The sequence below is a fragment of the Pseudomonas sp. SWRI92 genome, from assembly GCF_014268685.1.
GTDB classification, from domain to species: domain Bacteria; phylum Pseudomonadota; class Gammaproteobacteria; order Pseudomonadales; family Pseudomonadaceae; genus Aquipseudomonas; species Aquipseudomonas marvdashtae.
Genome location: NZ_JABWQY010000004.1, coordinates 354,537 through 369,507, shown reverse-complemented (window position 1 = coordinate 369,507; position 14,971 = coordinate 354,537). Strand labels below are relative to the sequence as shown.

Here is a 14,971-nt window from a genome sequence, read left to right as displayed (position 1 = left end):
ACACTTCCCCTTGCCGGGTGTGTAGAGGACTTGCACCTCCAAGTCACCAGCGTGGCCACCACAGCCAAGCTGGTTGCGCTTACGCGCAACGCGCCATGCCTGGCGCACGCATAAAAAAACGCCGCTCAATGAGCGGCGTTTTTTTTAATTTGGAGCGGGAAACGAGACTCGAACTCGCGACCCCGACCTTGGCAAGGTCGTGCTCTACCAACTGAGCTATTCCCGCAAATGGCGTCCCCTAGGGGACTCGAACCCCTGTTACCGCCGTGAAAGGGCGGTGTCCTAGGCCACTAGACGAAGGGGACACGCTAACTGAAATACATGGTGTGTATTCCAGTGCCCAAACCCGCACCCTAAGATGTCGGCTCTGGCTTCACTCAGCACTGCTCGAAAGCAATGCTGCTTAAAATTGGAGCGGGAAACGAGACTCGAACTCGCGACCCCGACCTTGGCAAGGTCGTGCTCTACCAACTGAGCTATTCCCGCATTGGCGTCCCCTAGGGGACTCGAACCCCTGTTACCGCCGTGAAAGGGCGGTGTCCTAGGCCACTAGACGAAGGGGACACACGTACAACATTCACTGCTTATCGCGTTTGGCTGAGTGCTTTACGCTGTAAGTGGCGCGCATTCTATGGACGGATTGGAGGGTCGTCAACCCCCAGATATAAATTTATTTAAATCAATGACTTCCTCGGGTTTGGGGCGGATTTGCGGATTTTGCCCGCCCGGTCTCTGACGCCTATATTCTGTCGCCCGCCAAGACGTTATAGTCGCATGCGGTAAATGATGGCAATGTGCAGCCACTGCGCTTCGCATCCCATAAGCAGCACGACGCCCGTCTAATCGCATCGTTCGGGCCTATGCGCTTAAAAGCCAAGCCACTACACTCATGACATGCAAACGCTAATAAAGAGGTCTTACCGGTGACACCACTCATGATCACCCTGCTCGTCGTAGCCGGGATCGCGCTGTTGATCGCCATTGGCTACATGAACCATGTGGTGGAAAACAACAAGCTGGAAAAGGCCCGCACCAAGGTTGAACTCAACGACCGTTTGCGTCGTTGCGGCGAGCTGACCGAAACCTTCCCCGGCCAGCTGATGACTCCGGCCCTGAAACTATTGATCACGCGCCTTGAACTCAACGTCTGCCAGCGCTTGCTCAATCTGGACAAGACCAATGCTGCGGTCAAGGCACGGCTGGACGAACTGACTGCACTGGCGGCCCAAGGTGAATCGATCCCGGTGAGCAACCCGCCGGCACCGATCCAGACCGAAGCCAAGGCCAAGGATGTACGGTTTTTGCTCGAGGCCTTGCACGGCCAGATCACCCGCGCTGCCCAGGACGGTTTCCTGCCGTCCAATGAGGCCAAGCGTTGGATCCGCGAAGTGCGGCATATCCTGGTGCTGTTGCACATCGAGTTCTTCAACAACCTTGGCCAGCAGGCTTTGCAACAGGAGCAGCCGGGGCAGGCTCGCCTGGCGTTCGAGCGTGGCGTGCAGTATCTGCGCAAGCAGCAGGAGCCTCAGCTCTATGCCGAGCAGTTGGCCTATCTGGAGAAGCTCTTGGCTCGGGCCAACGCCCAGGTCCTGGCCAGCACTCAGCCGGTCGAGGGTGAGGTGAATCAGTTGACGGAAGGCTTGAAGGACGACGAAGCGAACGACGAGTGGAAGAAGAAGAAGGTTTACGATTGAGTTGAGGGTTGGGGTTGGGTGTATATCCGTTGCTGCGGTAATGGCTGCTTAGGGTTCCGCCCTTACGGCGGGTCACTTTTTTCAGACGCCAAAAAAGTAACCAAAAAGGCTTTGCCCCACCACTCGGTACCTCGCCTAGGCTCGGCATGCCTGAACGAAGGCATTGCTCCGTGGGCCCGCTGCGAAGGGCCATCCATGGCCCAGCGCAGCTATCCCGGCATCCATGCCGGGATGCCCACTGCACAACGCCTCCGTTCAGCCAGCGTGGTTAATGGGGCGCCGAAATCACCATCCGCCGCGAGGCGGCCTGACAGCCGACCTGTTTCTTGGTGACCGCGTTTCTCCTCTGTGGACGAGTTTGGCCGATAGCTGTGATCAGAATCAGCACGGCTGAGTTTGATGTCACCCCATTCACAACCTGAAATGCCCCACCATCCCTTTCAATTCAGCGCCCAGCTGCGCCAGTTCAATACTGGACGCGGCGTTGCCTTGCATGGCCACGGATGACTGATCGGCGCTGGCCCGGATGCTGGTGACGCTGCGGTTGATTTCTTCGGCCACTGAGCTCTGTTGCTCGGCGGCCGCGGCGATCTGCTGGTTCATTTGCTGGATGAGCGACACCGCTGCCGCGATGCTGCCCAGGGCGCTTTCGGTCTGTAGCGCATCGCTGACGGCCATTTTCACCAGGTCGCCGCTGCTCTGGATCTGTTGTACGGACGTCTGAGCGGCTGAGCGCAAGGCACTCACCAGTCGCTCGATTTCCTCGGTGGATTGTTGCGTACGCTTGGCCAAGGCCCGTACTTCGTCGGCCACCACAGCGAATCCCCTGCCCTGTTCCCCCGCCCGAGCCGCCTCGATCGCGGCATTGAGCGCCAGCAGGTTGGTTTGCTCGGCCACGCTCTTGATTACGCTCAGGACCTTGCCGATGTTTTGTATTTCGGCGCTCAGGCTTTCGATGCTGGTGCTGGCAAGTGTGGCCGAGTCGGCCAGTTGCTCAATGCGTACCATGCTCTGGCGCACTACCTGCTGGCCGCTTTCGACTTTGTCGTCAGCCGTCTGAGCCGCTTGCGCCGCCTCTTCGGCATTGCGGGCGACGTCGTGCACGGTGGCGGTCATCTGGTTCATGGCCGTCGCCACTTGCTCTGTTTCCTCCTTCTGGCTGCTGACTTCCAGGTTGGTCTGTTCAGTCACGGACGACAGCGACTGGGCCGAGCTGGCCAGTTGCTCGATCCCGGCCTGCAATCCACTGACGATGCTGCTCAAGCCGGCGGCCATCTGTTGCATCGCGAGCATCAACTGGCCGATCTCGTCCCGACGCGTCACTTCGACCTTTGCACTCAAGTCACCCGAAGCAATTTGCTGCGCGACACGTATGACACTGCGCAGCGGCGTGACGATCAGCCGGGTGATGACCCAGGCTGCGATCAATCCCACCAGCAGCGCCAAGGCCGACGAGCCGATGATCATCAGCGAGTTCTTCTTCAACTCCCCCTGCATGGCACTGTCTTCGGCGCCGTAGGCCTGGTTGACCCGCGCCACGACCTGGTCGGCGCGCTCGTGCAGCTGCTGGTATACAGTCTTTTCCTTGGCCAACAGGCCGGTGTATTCGGCCAGTTGCTGGTTGAACCCGCCAATATGCCCGGCCACTTCGTTGAGCACGGTCTGGTAGCCTGGATCCTTGACGGCGCTCTTGAGCCCTTCGGCCAGTTTCATGGCCTGCTCGGCCTGTTCAATATTGCCTTGTCCGGCAGCTTCATCGCTGCCTTTGCGGCTTTGATCAAGGCGAACGCGCGCTTCGTTCATTGCCTGCAACATCATCCGCGACACTTCGCTGACCTGATTGGCCTGCTCGATGAACTCGGCGCCCTCCTTGCCTTCCGACTCCTTCAACGTGTAGGCGCCGTCATCGGCCAACCCAGCCTGCAACACATCCAGGTTGTTGGCGACGCTGGAGACTGACCAACTGGCCATTTCGAGGGCCAGGTCCTTGCTTTGGCTCAGCTCGACGAACTCATCGAATGCTTTGCGATAGGCCGCCAAGGCCTGTTCCACATCTTCCATCACCGGCACGTTGGCAGCCGATTGCGCCTTGAGCTCGTTTGCCAGGGCCACCAGCCCGTCGACACCCTGGCGCAAGGCATCGGCAGTCTTGGGATCGGAGCGCAAGGCGTATTCCTGCTCAAGCAGCCGGACCTTGAGCAGTTCGCTGTTGAGGGACGACATCTGCTTCAAGCCATCGAAGCGAAAACTGATGGTTTGCAGGGACCAGACGCCAATAGCCGCCACTACTGCGGTGAGCAGCAATACCAGGACGAACCCGATACCCAGTTTCTTTGCCATACCCAGGTTGGCAAAACGTCCTTGCACGGCCGAAATCATTGCGCCCAATCCTCTGCCAGTGTGTGTTGATTGCAGGTTCGCAACGAGACGCCCCGCAACACAAGATGCTCGCGTCGGAATAATGGCAAAAAGCTACAGCCGCGTCGTTTTCAGGACACTTGAGGTCGATCCAGAGCCGTTGCGCGGAAGAACGCCAAGGCTTTGGGATCTCGGGCGTAGGCCACGTTGATACGCAGCCAGTCAGTGTCCGTGCCCGAAGGGCTGAATGCGGTGCGCGACGACAGCTGTATACCGCACCGTTTGGCCAGCCGCTGCAACTCAGCATAGTCACACAATGGCGCACGCGCCCATATGAACAGGCCACCCGCCGGCTTGCCGAACACTTTCCAGTCGGCATCCTCCAGCAGTTGCAAAGCCATTGCCATATCGGTGCTCAGTCGCTGCCGTTGGCGTTGGACCAGTTTGCGATAGGCACCGTTGGCCAGCAGATTGGCCAGCACCGATTCGCAGAATCGAGAACCGCCCATGCTGGTGATCTCCTTGACCTCGCTCAAGCGCGCGATGGTAGACGGCCCGGCTACCACGAAGCCGACTCGCAACGAGCTGCTCAGGGTTTTTGAAAAGCTGCCCAGGTAAACCACATCGTCATCCAGCGCCGCCAGCCGCGGGCGCATCGAGCTTTGAAAATCGGCATAGACGTCGTCCTCGATAACCAGCATGGCGTGTTTTTTTGTCAGTTGCAGCAGCTGCTGGGCCACGGCCGGAGCCAGGCTGCTACCGGTAGGATTGTGGCAGGCGCTGTTGACGAACAGTGCGCAGGGCCGATGGATCGCCAGCAGGCATTGCAGGGCTTCGACATCCGGTCCACGTGGGGTCCTGGGCAGCTCGATCATGTCTATCTTATGCAGCCTGAGCAGATCGAACAGGTTCGAATAGCCGGGACTCTCCACTACGACGCAACTTCCTGGTGGCAGAAGGGTACGCACGATCAGGTCCAGCCCGTGGGTGGCGCCTGTGGTCGTAAGGATCCGGTTCTTGTCGGCGTCGATATCGAACTGCTTCAGTCGCCTGGACAGAAGCTCGCGCAAGGCAGGCAACCCCAGCGGCGTGCTGTAGTTGAACAGGCCCGCCATGTCTGTTCGGGTTACCTGACGGATCGCATAGCCCAGGTCGTCGCTTTCGCGCCAACTCTCGGGCAGGCCACCACAACCCAGCTTCAGCTCTTGTTGCGCGTCGCTGGCCGGGCGGGGCTGGGCGGACAGTGCGTCCTGGAGCCAGACGCTGCCTGCCGGCTCCCCTGCCGAAGGAGCGAAGGCGACAAAAAAACTCGAGCCGTTACGGGATGCCAGCACGCCTTGGGCAACCAAGCGTTGGTAAGCGTCGTGAACGCTGGCCTGGCTGAGCAGGTTCTCCCGCGCCAGTTGCCGGATCGACGGCAGGCGAGTGCCCGGCTCAACCGTTCCTTGTCGAACCCAACTGGTCAGCGCATCGACAATTTGCTGCACGACAGGTACCAGTGCCTGCCGGTCGATTCTCAACTCCATGAGTAACCAAGCTCCTAAGCGTTTGTTTTATTTCCACAAACAGTTAAGCACAGGCCGCCGCTGGACGATGTACGACATCGACGCAAAACCACCTGATTCTCATTCTTTGAAATACATTGGCCTCCTTATCAAGGGAACCTTCGGCACCAAAAGAAAAAGCCCGCGAACAACGCGGGCCCTATCTTCGTAATTGGCGTCAGAACGCAGTGACCCCACCGTCCACTGCCAAGGAGTGTCCCGTGGTGAATGCGGCGCCATCGCTGCACAGATACAACACCGCGCTGGCAATTTCCTCGACCTTGCCAATACGCCCGACCGGGTGCATTGCGTTGGCGAAATCGGCTTTTTTCGGGTCCGCCTCGTAGGCTCGACGGAACATGTCCGTGTCGATCACTGCCGGGCAAACTGCATTCACGCGAATCTTCTTCTTGGCGTATTCAATGGCCGCCGACTTGGTGAGGCCGATCACGGCATGCTTGGACGCCGCATAGATACTCATCTTCGGCGCCGCCCCGAGCCCTGCCACCGAGGCGGTATTGACGATGGCGCCACCGCCTTGAGCCAACAGCAATGGCAACTGGTACTTCATGCACAGCCACACGCCCTTTACGTTGACGCCCATGATTGCGTCGAATTCATCCAGCGTACCGTCAGCCAACTTGCCCTTCTCAATCTCGATGCCCGCGTTGTTGAAGGCATAATCCAAGCGTCCATAAGCACTGATCACTTCGCTCATCAGATTCTGTACGTCGCTTTCCAATGTCACGTCGCAACGCACGAACACAGCTTCGCCCCCCGCCTCGCGGATCGACTGCACCGTGCCCTCGCCGCCCGCCACGTCGAGGTCGGCAACGACCACTTTAAGGTTTTGCGCCGCGAATGCCTGAGCCGTGGCGCGGCCAATGCCCGCCGCCGCGCCCGTCACCACCGCAACCTGTCCGGAAAACGTCATGCTCATTGCCAATGCCTCGAAGAATTACCGTTGGTTGCCGCATATAGCCACCGATCGCAACGGCACGGCAGCACTATCCAACCGCCGGTTGGCGCCGCATGAGCGCCAGTGATAATAGCGACCGCCGTACTATCACTGGGTTGGATCAACCTGCATTCGCTGTATCAGCAAACCTTGCGGCGCAGGCCTGCAGGGTCTATCAACAAGGCTTCATTCATTTTGAGTGCCTGTCATGACTGCCCAGACCAATCGCCAGTTCCTGCTCGCCAAACGCCCGGTGGGCGCCGCGACCCGTGAGACGTTCACCTTTCAAGAAGTCCCCGTCGGCGAAGCGGCAGCCGGCCAGATCCTGGTCAAGAATGAATACCTGTCCCTCGACCCGGCCATGCGCGGCTGGATGAATGAAGGCAAGTCCTACATCCCGCCAGTCGGCATCGGTGAAGTCATGCGGGCGTTGGGCGTAGGCCAGGTCATCGCGTCGAACAACCCGGGATTTTCGGTCGGGGATTACGTCAACGGTGCGCTGGGCGTGCAGGATTATTTCCTTGGCGAGCCGCGAGGTTTCTACAAGGTGGACCCGAAACTGGCGCCGCTGCCACGCTATTTGTCCGCGCTGGGCATGACCGGGATGACTGCTTATTTCGCCCTGCTGGATGTCGGTGCGCCCAAAGCCGGAGAAACCGTGGTGCTTTCCGGGGCCGCCGGTGCAGTGGGCAGCATTGCCGGGCAGATCGCCAAGATCAAAGGTTGCCGCGTGGTGGGCATCGCCGGTGGCGCCGATAAATGCAAATTCCTGATCGATGAGCTGGGCTTCGACGGCGCCATCGATTACAAGAGCGAAGACGTCCACGCGGGCCTCAAGCGCGAGTGCCCCAAAGGCGTAGATGTGTATTTCGACAACGTCGGCGGCGACATCCTCGATGCGGTGCTCAGCCGCCTGGCCCTCAAGGCTCGCGTGGTGATTTGCGGTGCGATCAGCCAATACAACAACAAGGAAGCTGTAAAGGGCCCGGCCAACTACCTGTCGCTGCTGGTCAACCGCGCGCGCATGGAAGGCTTCGTGGTCATGGACTATGCGTCGCAGTTCGCCGCGGCTGGGCAGGAAATGGCCGGCTGGATGGCCAAGGGACAACTCAAGAGCAAGGAAGATATCGTCGAAGGGCTGGAAACATTTCCCGAGACACTGACCAAATTGTTCAGTGGCGAGAACTTCGGGAAGCTGGTTCTCAAGGTCTGAAGCGAGACAATCGGGAGCGAGCTTGCTCGCTCCCGCACGATCTTCAGGGTTGGATCAGGCCAGTTCGGCCACCACCGCCGCCAGGGCCTTGGCCGGATCCGCTGCCTGGCTGATCGGGCGGCCTATCACCAGATAATCGGAGCCAGCGTCCAATGCCTGGCGCGGCGTCAGGATACGGCGTTGGTCGTCCTGGGCGCTGCCCGCCGGACGAATCCCCGGCGTCACCAGTTGCAGCGACGGATGGGCCGACTTCAGGGCGCTGGCTTCCAGGGCTGAGCAGACCAGACCGTCCATGCCGGCCTTTTGCGCCAGCGCCGCCAGGCGCAGCACTTGTTCCTGAGGCTCGATATCCAGGCCGATCCCCGCCAAGTCCTCACGCTCCATGCTGGTCAGCACGGTCACGCCGATCAACAGCGGTTTCGGACCGCTGCGCTGATCGAGCACTTCACGGCACGCGGCCATCATGCGCAAGCCACCGGAACAATGCACATTGACCATCCACACGCCCATCTCTGCGGCAGCCTTGACGGCCATGGCAGTGGTGTTGGGGATGTCGTGAAATTTAAGGTCCAGGAACACTTCGAAACCCTTGTCACGCAAGGTGCCGACGATTTCCGAGGCACAGCTGGTGAACAGCTCCTTGCCGACTTTGACCCGGCAAAGCTTAGGGTCCAACTGGTCGGCCAGCTTCAGGGCGGCGTCACGGGTGGGGAAATCCAGGGCGACGATGATGGGCGTCTGGCAGGCGGACATGAGTGGGCTCTCAGGCAAGTCGAAATCGGCGCGCATTGTAGCGGAACCAGCGCCCGTGCGGGACCCGATGATCAGTAAATCATCATCTGCTCCAGCATGGGATCCTGCAGGACTTTGTGTCGAAACCGATACACTCGCGACATGCGCGCTACACGCCGGCACGTTACTGTCCGACGCCGCACCCCGTGCTCCCAGCGCTTCACGGCCTACCGACCGGAGCTTATGCTGGAGCCATTACCTCGCCGCCTTCTTTGCGATTGGCAGCCAACCTGGCAGATGAAGCACTTATGCAGACCCCCTTTATTGCCAATGCCGACGATCAGAAAAAAGCGTCTGACGATGACAAACGCTGGAACACCCGGGCACTGATCGTCGATGACGACGTGCCTATCCGTGAGCTGTTGATCGATTACCTGGCCCGCTTCGGCATTCGTGCCAGCGGCGTGACCGATGGCGCCGCCATGCGCCAGGCGATGCAGGCCGAGCATTTCGATGTAGTGGTGCTGGACTTGATGCTGCCAGGTGAAGATGGCTTGCAGCTGTGCCGGTGGTTGCGGGCCGAATCGGATATTCCGATCCTGATGCTGACTGCGCGCTGCGAACCCACCGATCGCATCATCGGCCTGGAACTGGGAGCCGATGACTACATGGCCAAGCCTTTCGAGCCCAGGGAACTGGTGGCGCGGATCCAGACGATCCTGCGCCGCGTGCGTGATGACCGCACCGAGCAACGTGCCAACATTCGCTTCGATAACTGGCGGCTCAACAGCGTACTGCGCCAATTGATTTCCGCCGACGGGCTGGTGGTGCCGCTGTCCAATGCGGAATTCCGGCTGTTGTGGGTGTTCATCGAACGGCCCCGCCGAGTACTCAGCCGTGAGCAACTGCTGGACGCAGCCCGTGGTCGCTCGATCGAGGCATTCGACCGTAGCATCGATTTGCTGGTGTCGCGCCTGCGGCAGAAGCTGGGCGATGATCCAAAAGCCCCGCAACTGATCAAGACAGTACGCGGCGAAGGCTATTTGTTCGACGCGCGGGACATCGGTTGATGCGCCTGCGCCTCGACACCCTGTTCGGCCGCCTGTTCGGCGTGCTGTTACTGGCAATTGTCCTGGCGCATCTGCTGGCCTTCGCCTGGTTTTCCTACTTTGCCCCGCCGCCTCCGCCTCCGGGCTCAGCGCCGGAGTTTTCCCGGCAAGGCAAGTTCTCCCAAGGCTCGGATTCGATGCCCGGCCGCCCACCGCGTCCCTGGTTCGGCGGCCCGGTAGTGCCGCTGACTTTTCAATTTGTATTTCTGATCGTGGCCGCCTGGTACGGTGCCAAGCTGCTGACCCGCCCCATCCAGCGCCTGAGCGATGCCGCCGAACGGTTGAGCGAAAATCTCGACAGTCCGCCGCTGGACGAAAGCGGCCCCCGGGAAGCGCGCCAGGCAGCCCATACGTTCAACCTGATGCAGCAGCGGATCCGTGAGCAGGTGCAGCAGCGCTCGCGCATGCTCGGCGCGGTTTCCCATGACCTGCGCACTCCGCTGTCGCGGCTCAAGCTGCGCCTCGAACAGATTGACGACCGCAAGCTGCAAGGCCAGATGCGCCAGGATCTGGACGACATGATCGGCATGCTCGACGCCACGCTGACCTATCTGCACGAACAACGCACCAGTGAAACGTTGCAAAGGATGGACGTGCAGGCCTTGGTGGAATCACTCAGCGAAAATGCCCAGGACCAGGGCGCCGATGTGCAGGTCGGCGGCATTTGCGCCCCGCTGCAGGTACAGCCGATGGCGCTGCGTTCCTGCATCAACAACCTCATCGACAATGCCCTGCGCTATGCCGGCCATGCTTTGATTCTCTTGGAAGACCAACGCCACCAGCTATTGATCCGTGTCATCGACCATGGCCCCGGCATCGCAGAAGAGAAACGCGAGGCCGTGTTCGAGCCCTTTTATCGCTTGGAAGGCTCGCGCAACCGCAACTCCGGCGGCGTCGGCCTGGGCATGACGATTGCCAGGGAGGCCGCCGAACGCCTGGGTGGGCAATTGACCCTGGAAGAAACACCGGGAGGCGGATTGACTGCGATCATCAGCCTGCCTCGCGCCTGACTATGGGCCTATCGTGCCTGGCTCTTGCTCCAATCGTTCAGCAAGCTGTACGCCACCGCCAGCAAGGTTGGACCGATGAACAGCCCAATGAAACCGAATGCAATCAGCCCGCCGAATACGCCCAGCAACACGATGACCAGCGGCAGGTTTCCGCCACGACTGATCAGGTAGGGCTTGAGCACGTTGTCCACCCCGCTGATGATGAAAGTCCCCCAGATGCCCAGGAACACCGCCATCCCGTACTCGCCCTTCCATGCCAGCCAGGCGGTGGCGGGGATCCAGACCAATGGCGGCCCCATGGGAATCAGGCTGAGCAGGAAGGTGACGATCCCCAGCACCAAGGCACCCGGTACCCCGGCGATCAGGAAGCCGATCAGCGCCAGCACGGCCTGGGCCGCCGCGGTCCCGATCACGCCATTGACCACGCGTTGCACCGTACCGGCCACCAGTTCGACGTAGTAGCCGGCGCGGTCGCCGATCAGCCGCTCCAGCAGCCCTTGGACAAAGGCTGCCAGTCGCGGGCCGTCGCGGTAGAAAAAGAACACGAACACAATGCTCAGGGTCAGTTCGAGGATCCCGCCGCCAATTTGCGCACTGCGGGCCAGCAACCAGTTGCCGACCCGTCCCAGGTACGGTTTGACGGAAGCCATCATCGCCGCACCTTGCTGGTCGATGCTGTCCCAGAGCGTCACCAGCCGTCCGCCCACCAATGGCACACCGGCCAGCCACTCGGGCGCTTCGGGCAGGCCGTCGACCTGGACGTCCTTGATGAAGGCCGTGGCATCGCGCACATGATCGGCCAGGTTGAACCCCAGCCACACCAACGGCACCGCCACCAGCAACATCCAGCCTACCGTCAGCAACGCCGCCGCCAGGGACTCACGGCCATGGACCCAACGCGTCAGCAAGCGCATCAGCGGCCAACTGGCAAACGCCAGCACAGCGCCCCAGAACAGCGCCGACCAGAACGGAGCCATTACCCAAAGGCTTGCTCCGAACAACACCAGGAGCAGGATCTGCACCAAAAGCCGATCGTTATTGAGCATGAAAGATCTCGAAAAAATAGATGACGGGGGTACGACGTCAAGCGCCTCCCCCGCTAGAGCTTATCGCATCAATTCAACGTGCAGGCCCGCTGCGTCACTCCTGGTAGCCTCCATCCTTGCCGCGCGGACACCCTGATCGACCAAGGCCTGGCGCCAAGCCTCGGCGTGCGGGCCAGCGATGCTGACTCGCAGGCCCGTATCCAGGTTCAGGGCCCGGGACAGCAGGCGCAACCAGGCGTCATCCGGCTCGCCGGCCAGACGCGGCAAATCCAGCACACCGGTGTCCTTGAGCTGGCGCAGCAGTGTCGCCGATGTCGGCAGGACGTTCCCCAAGGGCGCGCCCGCTTCGAACTGCTCGATGTGCAGGTACGCCTTGCGGTTGCCACGGGTTATCGCATACAGCGCGATCAGTGTGTTGTCCGCAGGCGGCGCCAGGCGCAGCAACAGGTAGGCCTGACCGTTATCGGCGCCATAGAGCTTGGCATTGCCGAATACGTCGTTGGCCCACAGGCTGCTTTCGCCGCAATCGCGGGCCTGGCACCAGAACAACAGCTCGGCGCCCTGCTTTTGCAAGGCTTCGCGCGCAGCGGTAAAGGCTTGGGTGGCGGAATGTTCCGGCGGCAATTCGTAGGTCACTGACGTCGCGTTGCCACGGGCATCGACCTGCCCGTCGAAACGCAACTGGCCGCTGATCCTGCGGATCGACCCCATCGGGTAGATGCGCTCCAGGTCGCTGGTTTGCCGGTAATCGACGATCTGCGCGTCGGGCATGCGTGGTACGCGTTCGAGGTCCCGGCTACCGGGCACATCGGCGGCCAACGCTGCCGGGCCGAGACAGGCCAGCGCCAACAGGACGAATGATTGAATGGTCGGTTTCATCGGATGGACTTAGCCTGGATCTGCGCGACGCAAAGGCGTTCGTCAATGCGCAGCAAGGCGAGTGGATGGATATCTGTCATGGTTGGCTCCCTTTCAACCCGCCCAGCCTCGGCACTTGCCCGGCGCAAGTCAAGAAACGCTGAAGAACCGATTGAAACAGTCTGCTACAAGCGCGGCACCGACCTCGTCGTTCAGGTGCAAATGATGACCGCCAGGCAGCTGTTCATGACTGAAGGGTAGACGCTCCAGCAACTCGGGGTGCTGGGCAAGCATGCCGTCGGCCGCCGCCACCAGATGAGCAGGACAAGCGACCCGAGCCACGAAGGCCATGGCTTGTTCATCGGTCAGGCGCAGCGGTGAGGGCAAGGTCAGCCGGTTGTCGGTGCGCCAGGTGTAGCCCCCCGGCACCGGCATCAGTCCGCGCTGGGCCAGCAGCTCGGCGGCTTCGCGGCTGACCGCCACCAGCCCTTTCATGCGGGCTTCGATGGCCCGGTCGAGGGTTTTGTAGACCGGTTTGCGCTTTTGTTGCAGCTCCATCTGCGCCTGCAAGGCCATGCCCATGCGCTCCGCCGCATTATCGCCTTTAGCCGTAGGAGGAATCACTCCGTCAATCAAGCCCAGGTGCGTAATCCGCTCGGGCAACGCGCCGGCCAATACCAGCGAAACAATCGCGCCCATGGAATGCCCCAGCAAGGCAAAACGCTTCAAGCCCAGTTGTTCAGCGACTTGCAGCACATCATGCGCGTAGTCCCACAGGGCGTAGCCGGCGCCAGGCGGGCGGTGTCCGGAATGACCGTGACCGGCCATGTCCAGGGCAATGACTCGCACGCCCTCAAGCCTCGGTGCCAGCCGGGCGAAACTGTTGGCATTGTCCAGCCAGCCATGCAAGGCGATCACCGGTCGGCCATCTTCCGGCCCGAACAGGTGGGCCGCCAGTTCAATATGAGGCAGGCTCAAGCGAACCTCTTCGACGGCATTCATGCTCGCTGCCCTTCCCAGCGCTGGAGCAGCTCCTTGATCAGCGTGGCCGTGTCCTGGGGGTGCTCAAGCGGAAACATGTGGCCGCCAGGCATGGTCAGGGATTCGCCCAAGGGCATGCGTCCTACCGAACGGGTGTGATGACGCATCACCACCCGGCTCTGCCGGCCTCGCACCACCGCCAGCGGCACTTGCAGCTTTAGAGCCAGACCTGGGCTGGTGTGCGGCACGCCGCGGTAGATGCTGATTTCCGTGGCCGGGTCAAAGCGCAGTCGCAACCGATCGCCGACGGGCTGCAAGCCATGCTGCAGGTACGCTTCGAAGCACTCCGGATCGAAACCGCGAAACAGCGTCTTGCCGGCAAAATAGGCCCGCGCCGATTCGAGATCGTTGAACTCCTCGCGCCGGCCCAGAGTCCGCCCGGCCGGGGTCAGGCGATCAATGAACCCCAGGCGCTTGGCGGCGAGGATCACCCAACGGTCCGCGCGGGTCAGCACCGGCGAATCGAGCATGACCACGCCCCGATACAGCCGAGGGCATCGCAACGCTGCGTGAAGGTGCAGCACGCCGCCTAGCGAGTGGCCCACGCCCCATACCGGCCCCGGTTGTTGTTCGAGGTGATGAATCAGTTCGTCCACCAGGTTGTTCCAGTTGTCATCCACCGGAAATCGCGGGTCATGGCCGTGCAACTCAAGATGAGCGACAGCGTATTGCGGCGCCAACGCGGCGAACAGCTTGCCGTAGGTGGCCGAGGGAAAACCATTGGCGTGGGCGAAAAACACCTGTGACATGTAGGCCGATCCATTGCGAGAACTGCAACCGATTGTGCGCAGAACCCCGTAGCGCGGCAATGACCGTAACTGACAGGAATGATGACAGCTGGATTCAAGCTGCAAGCTGCAAGCCTCACGCTGCCAGTAAACGCAGGCCTGCTTCGCTTGTAGCTTGTAGCTTGTAGCTTGTAGCTTGTAGCTTTTAGCGCCCCGGCGGCTGCTCACCCAACGGCACCACCGCCATGGTCAACCGCGATACGCAGTTGACCTTACCGTCATCGTTGATCAGGCGGATGTCCCAGACCTGGGTGGTGCGGCCCAGGTGAACCGAGCGGGCCGTGGCCGTGACGCGCCCGCTGCGCACTCCGCGCAGGTGATTGGCATTGATTTCCAGGCCCACGCAGTAAAACTTGCTGGTGTCGACGCAAAGGTAGGCGGCCATGGATCCGACCGTTTCGGCCAACACCACCGAAGCGCCGCCATGCAGCAGGCCGAACGGCTGGTGGGTGCGGTGATCGACCACCATGCTGGCGGTCAGGGACTCGTCGTCGAACGACTCGAAACGGATGTCCAGCACTTCGCTGATGGTGTTCTTACCGGCAGCGTTCAACTGTTCGATATTGGGGGTGGTGCGCCACAGACTCATCGTTGCCCTTCCTTTTTGATTTTTATGTTCC

13 protein-coding genes and 4 tRNA genes are annotated in these 14,971 nt (G+C 61.0%); 4 read left to right on the top strand and 13 right to left on the bottom strand.

From position 1 onward, the window contains the following. Window positions 1-150: 150 nt before the first annotated feature. The 4 genes from HU762_RS10540 to HU762_RS10525 form a co-directional block, all read right to left on the bottom strand. Window positions 151-226 (bottom strand) — tRNA-Gly (locus HU762_RS10540). A 3-nt stretch (window positions 227-229) separates the two neighbouring features. After that, window positions 230-305: transfer RNA gene (locus tag HU762_RS10535), tRNA-Glu, on the bottom strand. A gap of 105 nt (window positions 306-410) precedes the next feature. Next, a tRNA-Gly gene (locus HU762_RS10530) sits at window positions 411-486 on the bottom strand. 2 nt (window positions 487-488) lie between these two features. Further along, window positions 489-564, bottom strand: a tRNA-Glu gene (locus HU762_RS10525). Between the two features lie 371 nt (window positions 565-935). Here HU762_RS10525 and HU762_RS10520 point away from each other — a divergent pair. After that, window positions 936-1,694 (top strand): hypothetical protein, encoded by a 759-nt coding sequence (locus tag HU762_RS10520; RefSeq protein WP_186611556.1) that lies wholly within the window; start codon window positions 936-938, stop codon window positions 1,692-1,694. Between the two features lie 411 nt (window positions 1,695-2,105). On the opposite strand, the gene HU762_RS10515 is transcribed toward HU762_RS10520, so the two are convergent. The 3 genes from HU762_RS10515 to HU762_RS10505 form a co-directional block, all read right to left on the bottom strand. Continuing rightward, on the bottom strand, window positions 2,106-4,073 hold the full coding sequence (locus tag HU762_RS10515) for a methyl-accepting chemotaxis protein (RefSeq protein WP_186636258.1): 1,968 nt from the start codon (window positions 4,071-4,073) through the stop codon (window positions 2,106-2,108). Window positions 4,074-4,183: 110 nt separating this feature from the next. Continuing rightward, window positions 4,184-5,578, bottom strand: a complete 1,395-nt coding sequence (locus HU762_RS10510; protein ID WP_186636255.1) for a PLP-dependent aminotransferase family protein — start codon at window positions 5,576-5,578, stop codon at window positions 4,184-4,186. A 196-nt stretch (window positions 5,579-5,774) separates the two neighbouring features. After that, on the bottom strand, window positions 5,775-6,536 hold the full coding sequence (locus HU762_RS10505) for an SDR family oxidoreductase (RefSeq protein ID WP_186636251.1): 762 nt from the start codon (window positions 6,534-6,536) through the stop codon (window positions 5,775-5,777). A gap of 226 nt (window positions 6,537-6,762) precedes the next feature. Between HU762_RS10505 and HU762_RS10500 the strand changes: the two genes are divergently transcribed. Continuing rightward, window positions 6,763-7,767, top strand: coding sequence for an NADP-dependent oxidoreductase (locus HU762_RS10500; protein WP_186636248.1), 1,005 nt, complete (start codon window positions 6,763-6,765; stop codon window positions 7,765-7,767). A 54-nt stretch (window positions 7,768-7,821) separates the two neighbouring features. Here the strand turns inward: HU762_RS10500 and pyrF are convergent, their stop codons facing one another. Continuing rightward, complete coding sequence (gene pyrF / locus HU762_RS10495) at window positions 7,822-8,520, bottom strand: orotidine-5'-phosphate decarboxylase (protein ID WP_186611561.1); 699 nt, start codon at window positions 8,518-8,520, stop codon at window positions 7,822-7,824. A 287-nt stretch (window positions 8,521-8,807) separates the two neighbouring features. Between pyrF and HU762_RS10490 the strand changes: the two genes are divergently transcribed. Both HU762_RS10490 and HU762_RS10485 read left to right on the top strand, forming a co-directional pair. Next, window positions 8,808-9,569: a response regulator gene (locus tag HU762_RS10490; protein ID WP_186636246.1), complete on the top strand. Its 762-nt coding sequence runs from the start codon at window positions 8,808-8,810 to the stop codon at window positions 9,567-9,569. After that, a complete protein-coding gene (locus HU762_RS10485; protein ID WP_186636243.1) occupies window positions 9,569-10,618 on the top strand; it encodes an ATP-binding protein in 1,050 nt (349 codons plus the stop codon). The genes HU762_RS10490 and HU762_RS10485 overlap by 1 nt, the downstream gene beginning before the upstream one ends. A gap of 8 nt (window positions 10,619-10,626) precedes the next feature. Here the strand turns inward: HU762_RS10485 and HU762_RS10480 are convergent, their stop codons facing one another. The 5 genes from HU762_RS10480 to HU762_RS10460 all read right to left on the bottom strand — a co-directional run bounded on the left by HU762_RS10480 (window position 10,627) and on the right by HU762_RS10460 (window position 14,940). Next, window positions 10,627-11,664, bottom strand: a complete 1,038-nt coding sequence (locus HU762_RS10480; RefSeq protein ID WP_186636240.1) for an AI-2E family transporter — start codon at window positions 11,662-11,664, stop codon at window positions 10,627-10,629. A gap of 60 nt (window positions 11,665-11,724) precedes the next feature. Beyond that, window positions 11,725-12,543, bottom strand: coding sequence for a DUF4892 domain-containing protein (locus HU762_RS10475; protein ID WP_186636237.1), 819 nt, complete (start codon window positions 12,541-12,543; stop codon window positions 11,725-11,727). A 129-nt stretch (window positions 12,544-12,672) separates the two neighbouring features. Next, window positions 12,673-13,524, bottom strand: a complete 852-nt coding sequence (locus HU762_RS10470) for an alpha/beta hydrolase (RefSeq protein WP_186636234.1) — start codon at window positions 13,522-13,524, stop codon at window positions 12,673-12,675. Further along, complete coding sequence (locus HU762_RS10465) at window positions 13,521-14,312, bottom strand: alpha/beta hydrolase (protein ID WP_186636231.1); 792 nt, start codon at window positions 14,310-14,312, stop codon at window positions 13,521-13,523. The genes HU762_RS10470 and HU762_RS10465 overlap by 4 nt, the downstream gene beginning before the upstream one ends. 184 nt (window positions 14,313-14,496) lie before the next feature. Then, window positions 14,497-14,940, bottom strand: coding sequence for a hotdog fold thioesterase (locus HU762_RS10460; protein ID WP_186636228.1), 444 nt, complete (start codon window positions 14,938-14,940; stop codon window positions 14,497-14,499). Window positions 14,941-14,971: the final 31 nt, after the last annotated feature.

Coding starts and splice junctions, on each gene's coding strand:
- HU762_RS10520 (WP_186611556.1), top strand. CDS start 936: ATGATCACCCTGCTCGTCGTAGCCGGGATCGCGCTGTTGATCGCCATT.
- HU762_RS10515 (WP_186636258.1), bottom strand. CDS start 4,073: ATGATTTCGGCCGTGCAAGGACGTTTTGCCAACCTGGGTATGGCAAAG.
- HU762_RS10510 (WP_186636255.1), bottom strand. CDS start 5,578: ATGGAGTTGAGAATCGACCGGCAGGCACTGGTACCTGTCGTGCAGCAA.
- HU762_RS10505 (WP_186636251.1), bottom strand. CDS start 6,536: ATGAGCATGACGTTTTCCGGACAGGTTGCGGTGGTGACGGGCGCGGCG.
- HU762_RS10500 (WP_186636248.1), top strand. CDS start 6,763: ATGACTGCCCAGACCAATCGCCAGTTCCTGCTCGCCAAACGCCCGGTG.
- pyrF (WP_186611561.1), bottom strand. CDS start 8,520: ATGTCCGCCTGCCAGACGCCCATCATCGTCGCCCTGGATTTCCCCACC.
- HU762_RS10490 (WP_186636246.1), top strand. CDS start 8,808: ATGCAGACCCCCTTTATTGCCAATGCCGACGATCAGAAAAAAGCGTCT.
- HU762_RS10485 (WP_186636243.1), top strand. CDS start 9,569: ATGCGCCTGCGCCTCGACACCCTGTTCGGCCGCCTGTTCGGCGTGCTG.
- HU762_RS10480 (WP_186636240.1), bottom strand. CDS start 11,664: ATGCTCAATAACGATCGGCTTTTGGTGCAGATCCTGCTCCTGGTGTTG.
- HU762_RS10475 (WP_186636237.1), bottom strand. CDS start 12,543: ATGAAACCGACCATTCAATCATTCGTCCTGTTGGCGCTGGCCTGTCTC.
- HU762_RS10470 (WP_186636234.1), bottom strand. CDS start 13,524: ATGAATGCCGTCGAAGAGGTTCGCTTGAGCCTGCCTCATATTGAACTG.
- HU762_RS10465 (WP_186636231.1), bottom strand. CDS start 14,312: ATGTCACAGGTGTTTTTCGCCCACGCCAATGGTTTTCCCTCGGCCACC.
- HU762_RS10460 (WP_186636228.1), bottom strand. CDS start 14,940: ATGAGTCTGTGGCGCACCACCCCCAATATCGAACAGTTGAACGCTGCC.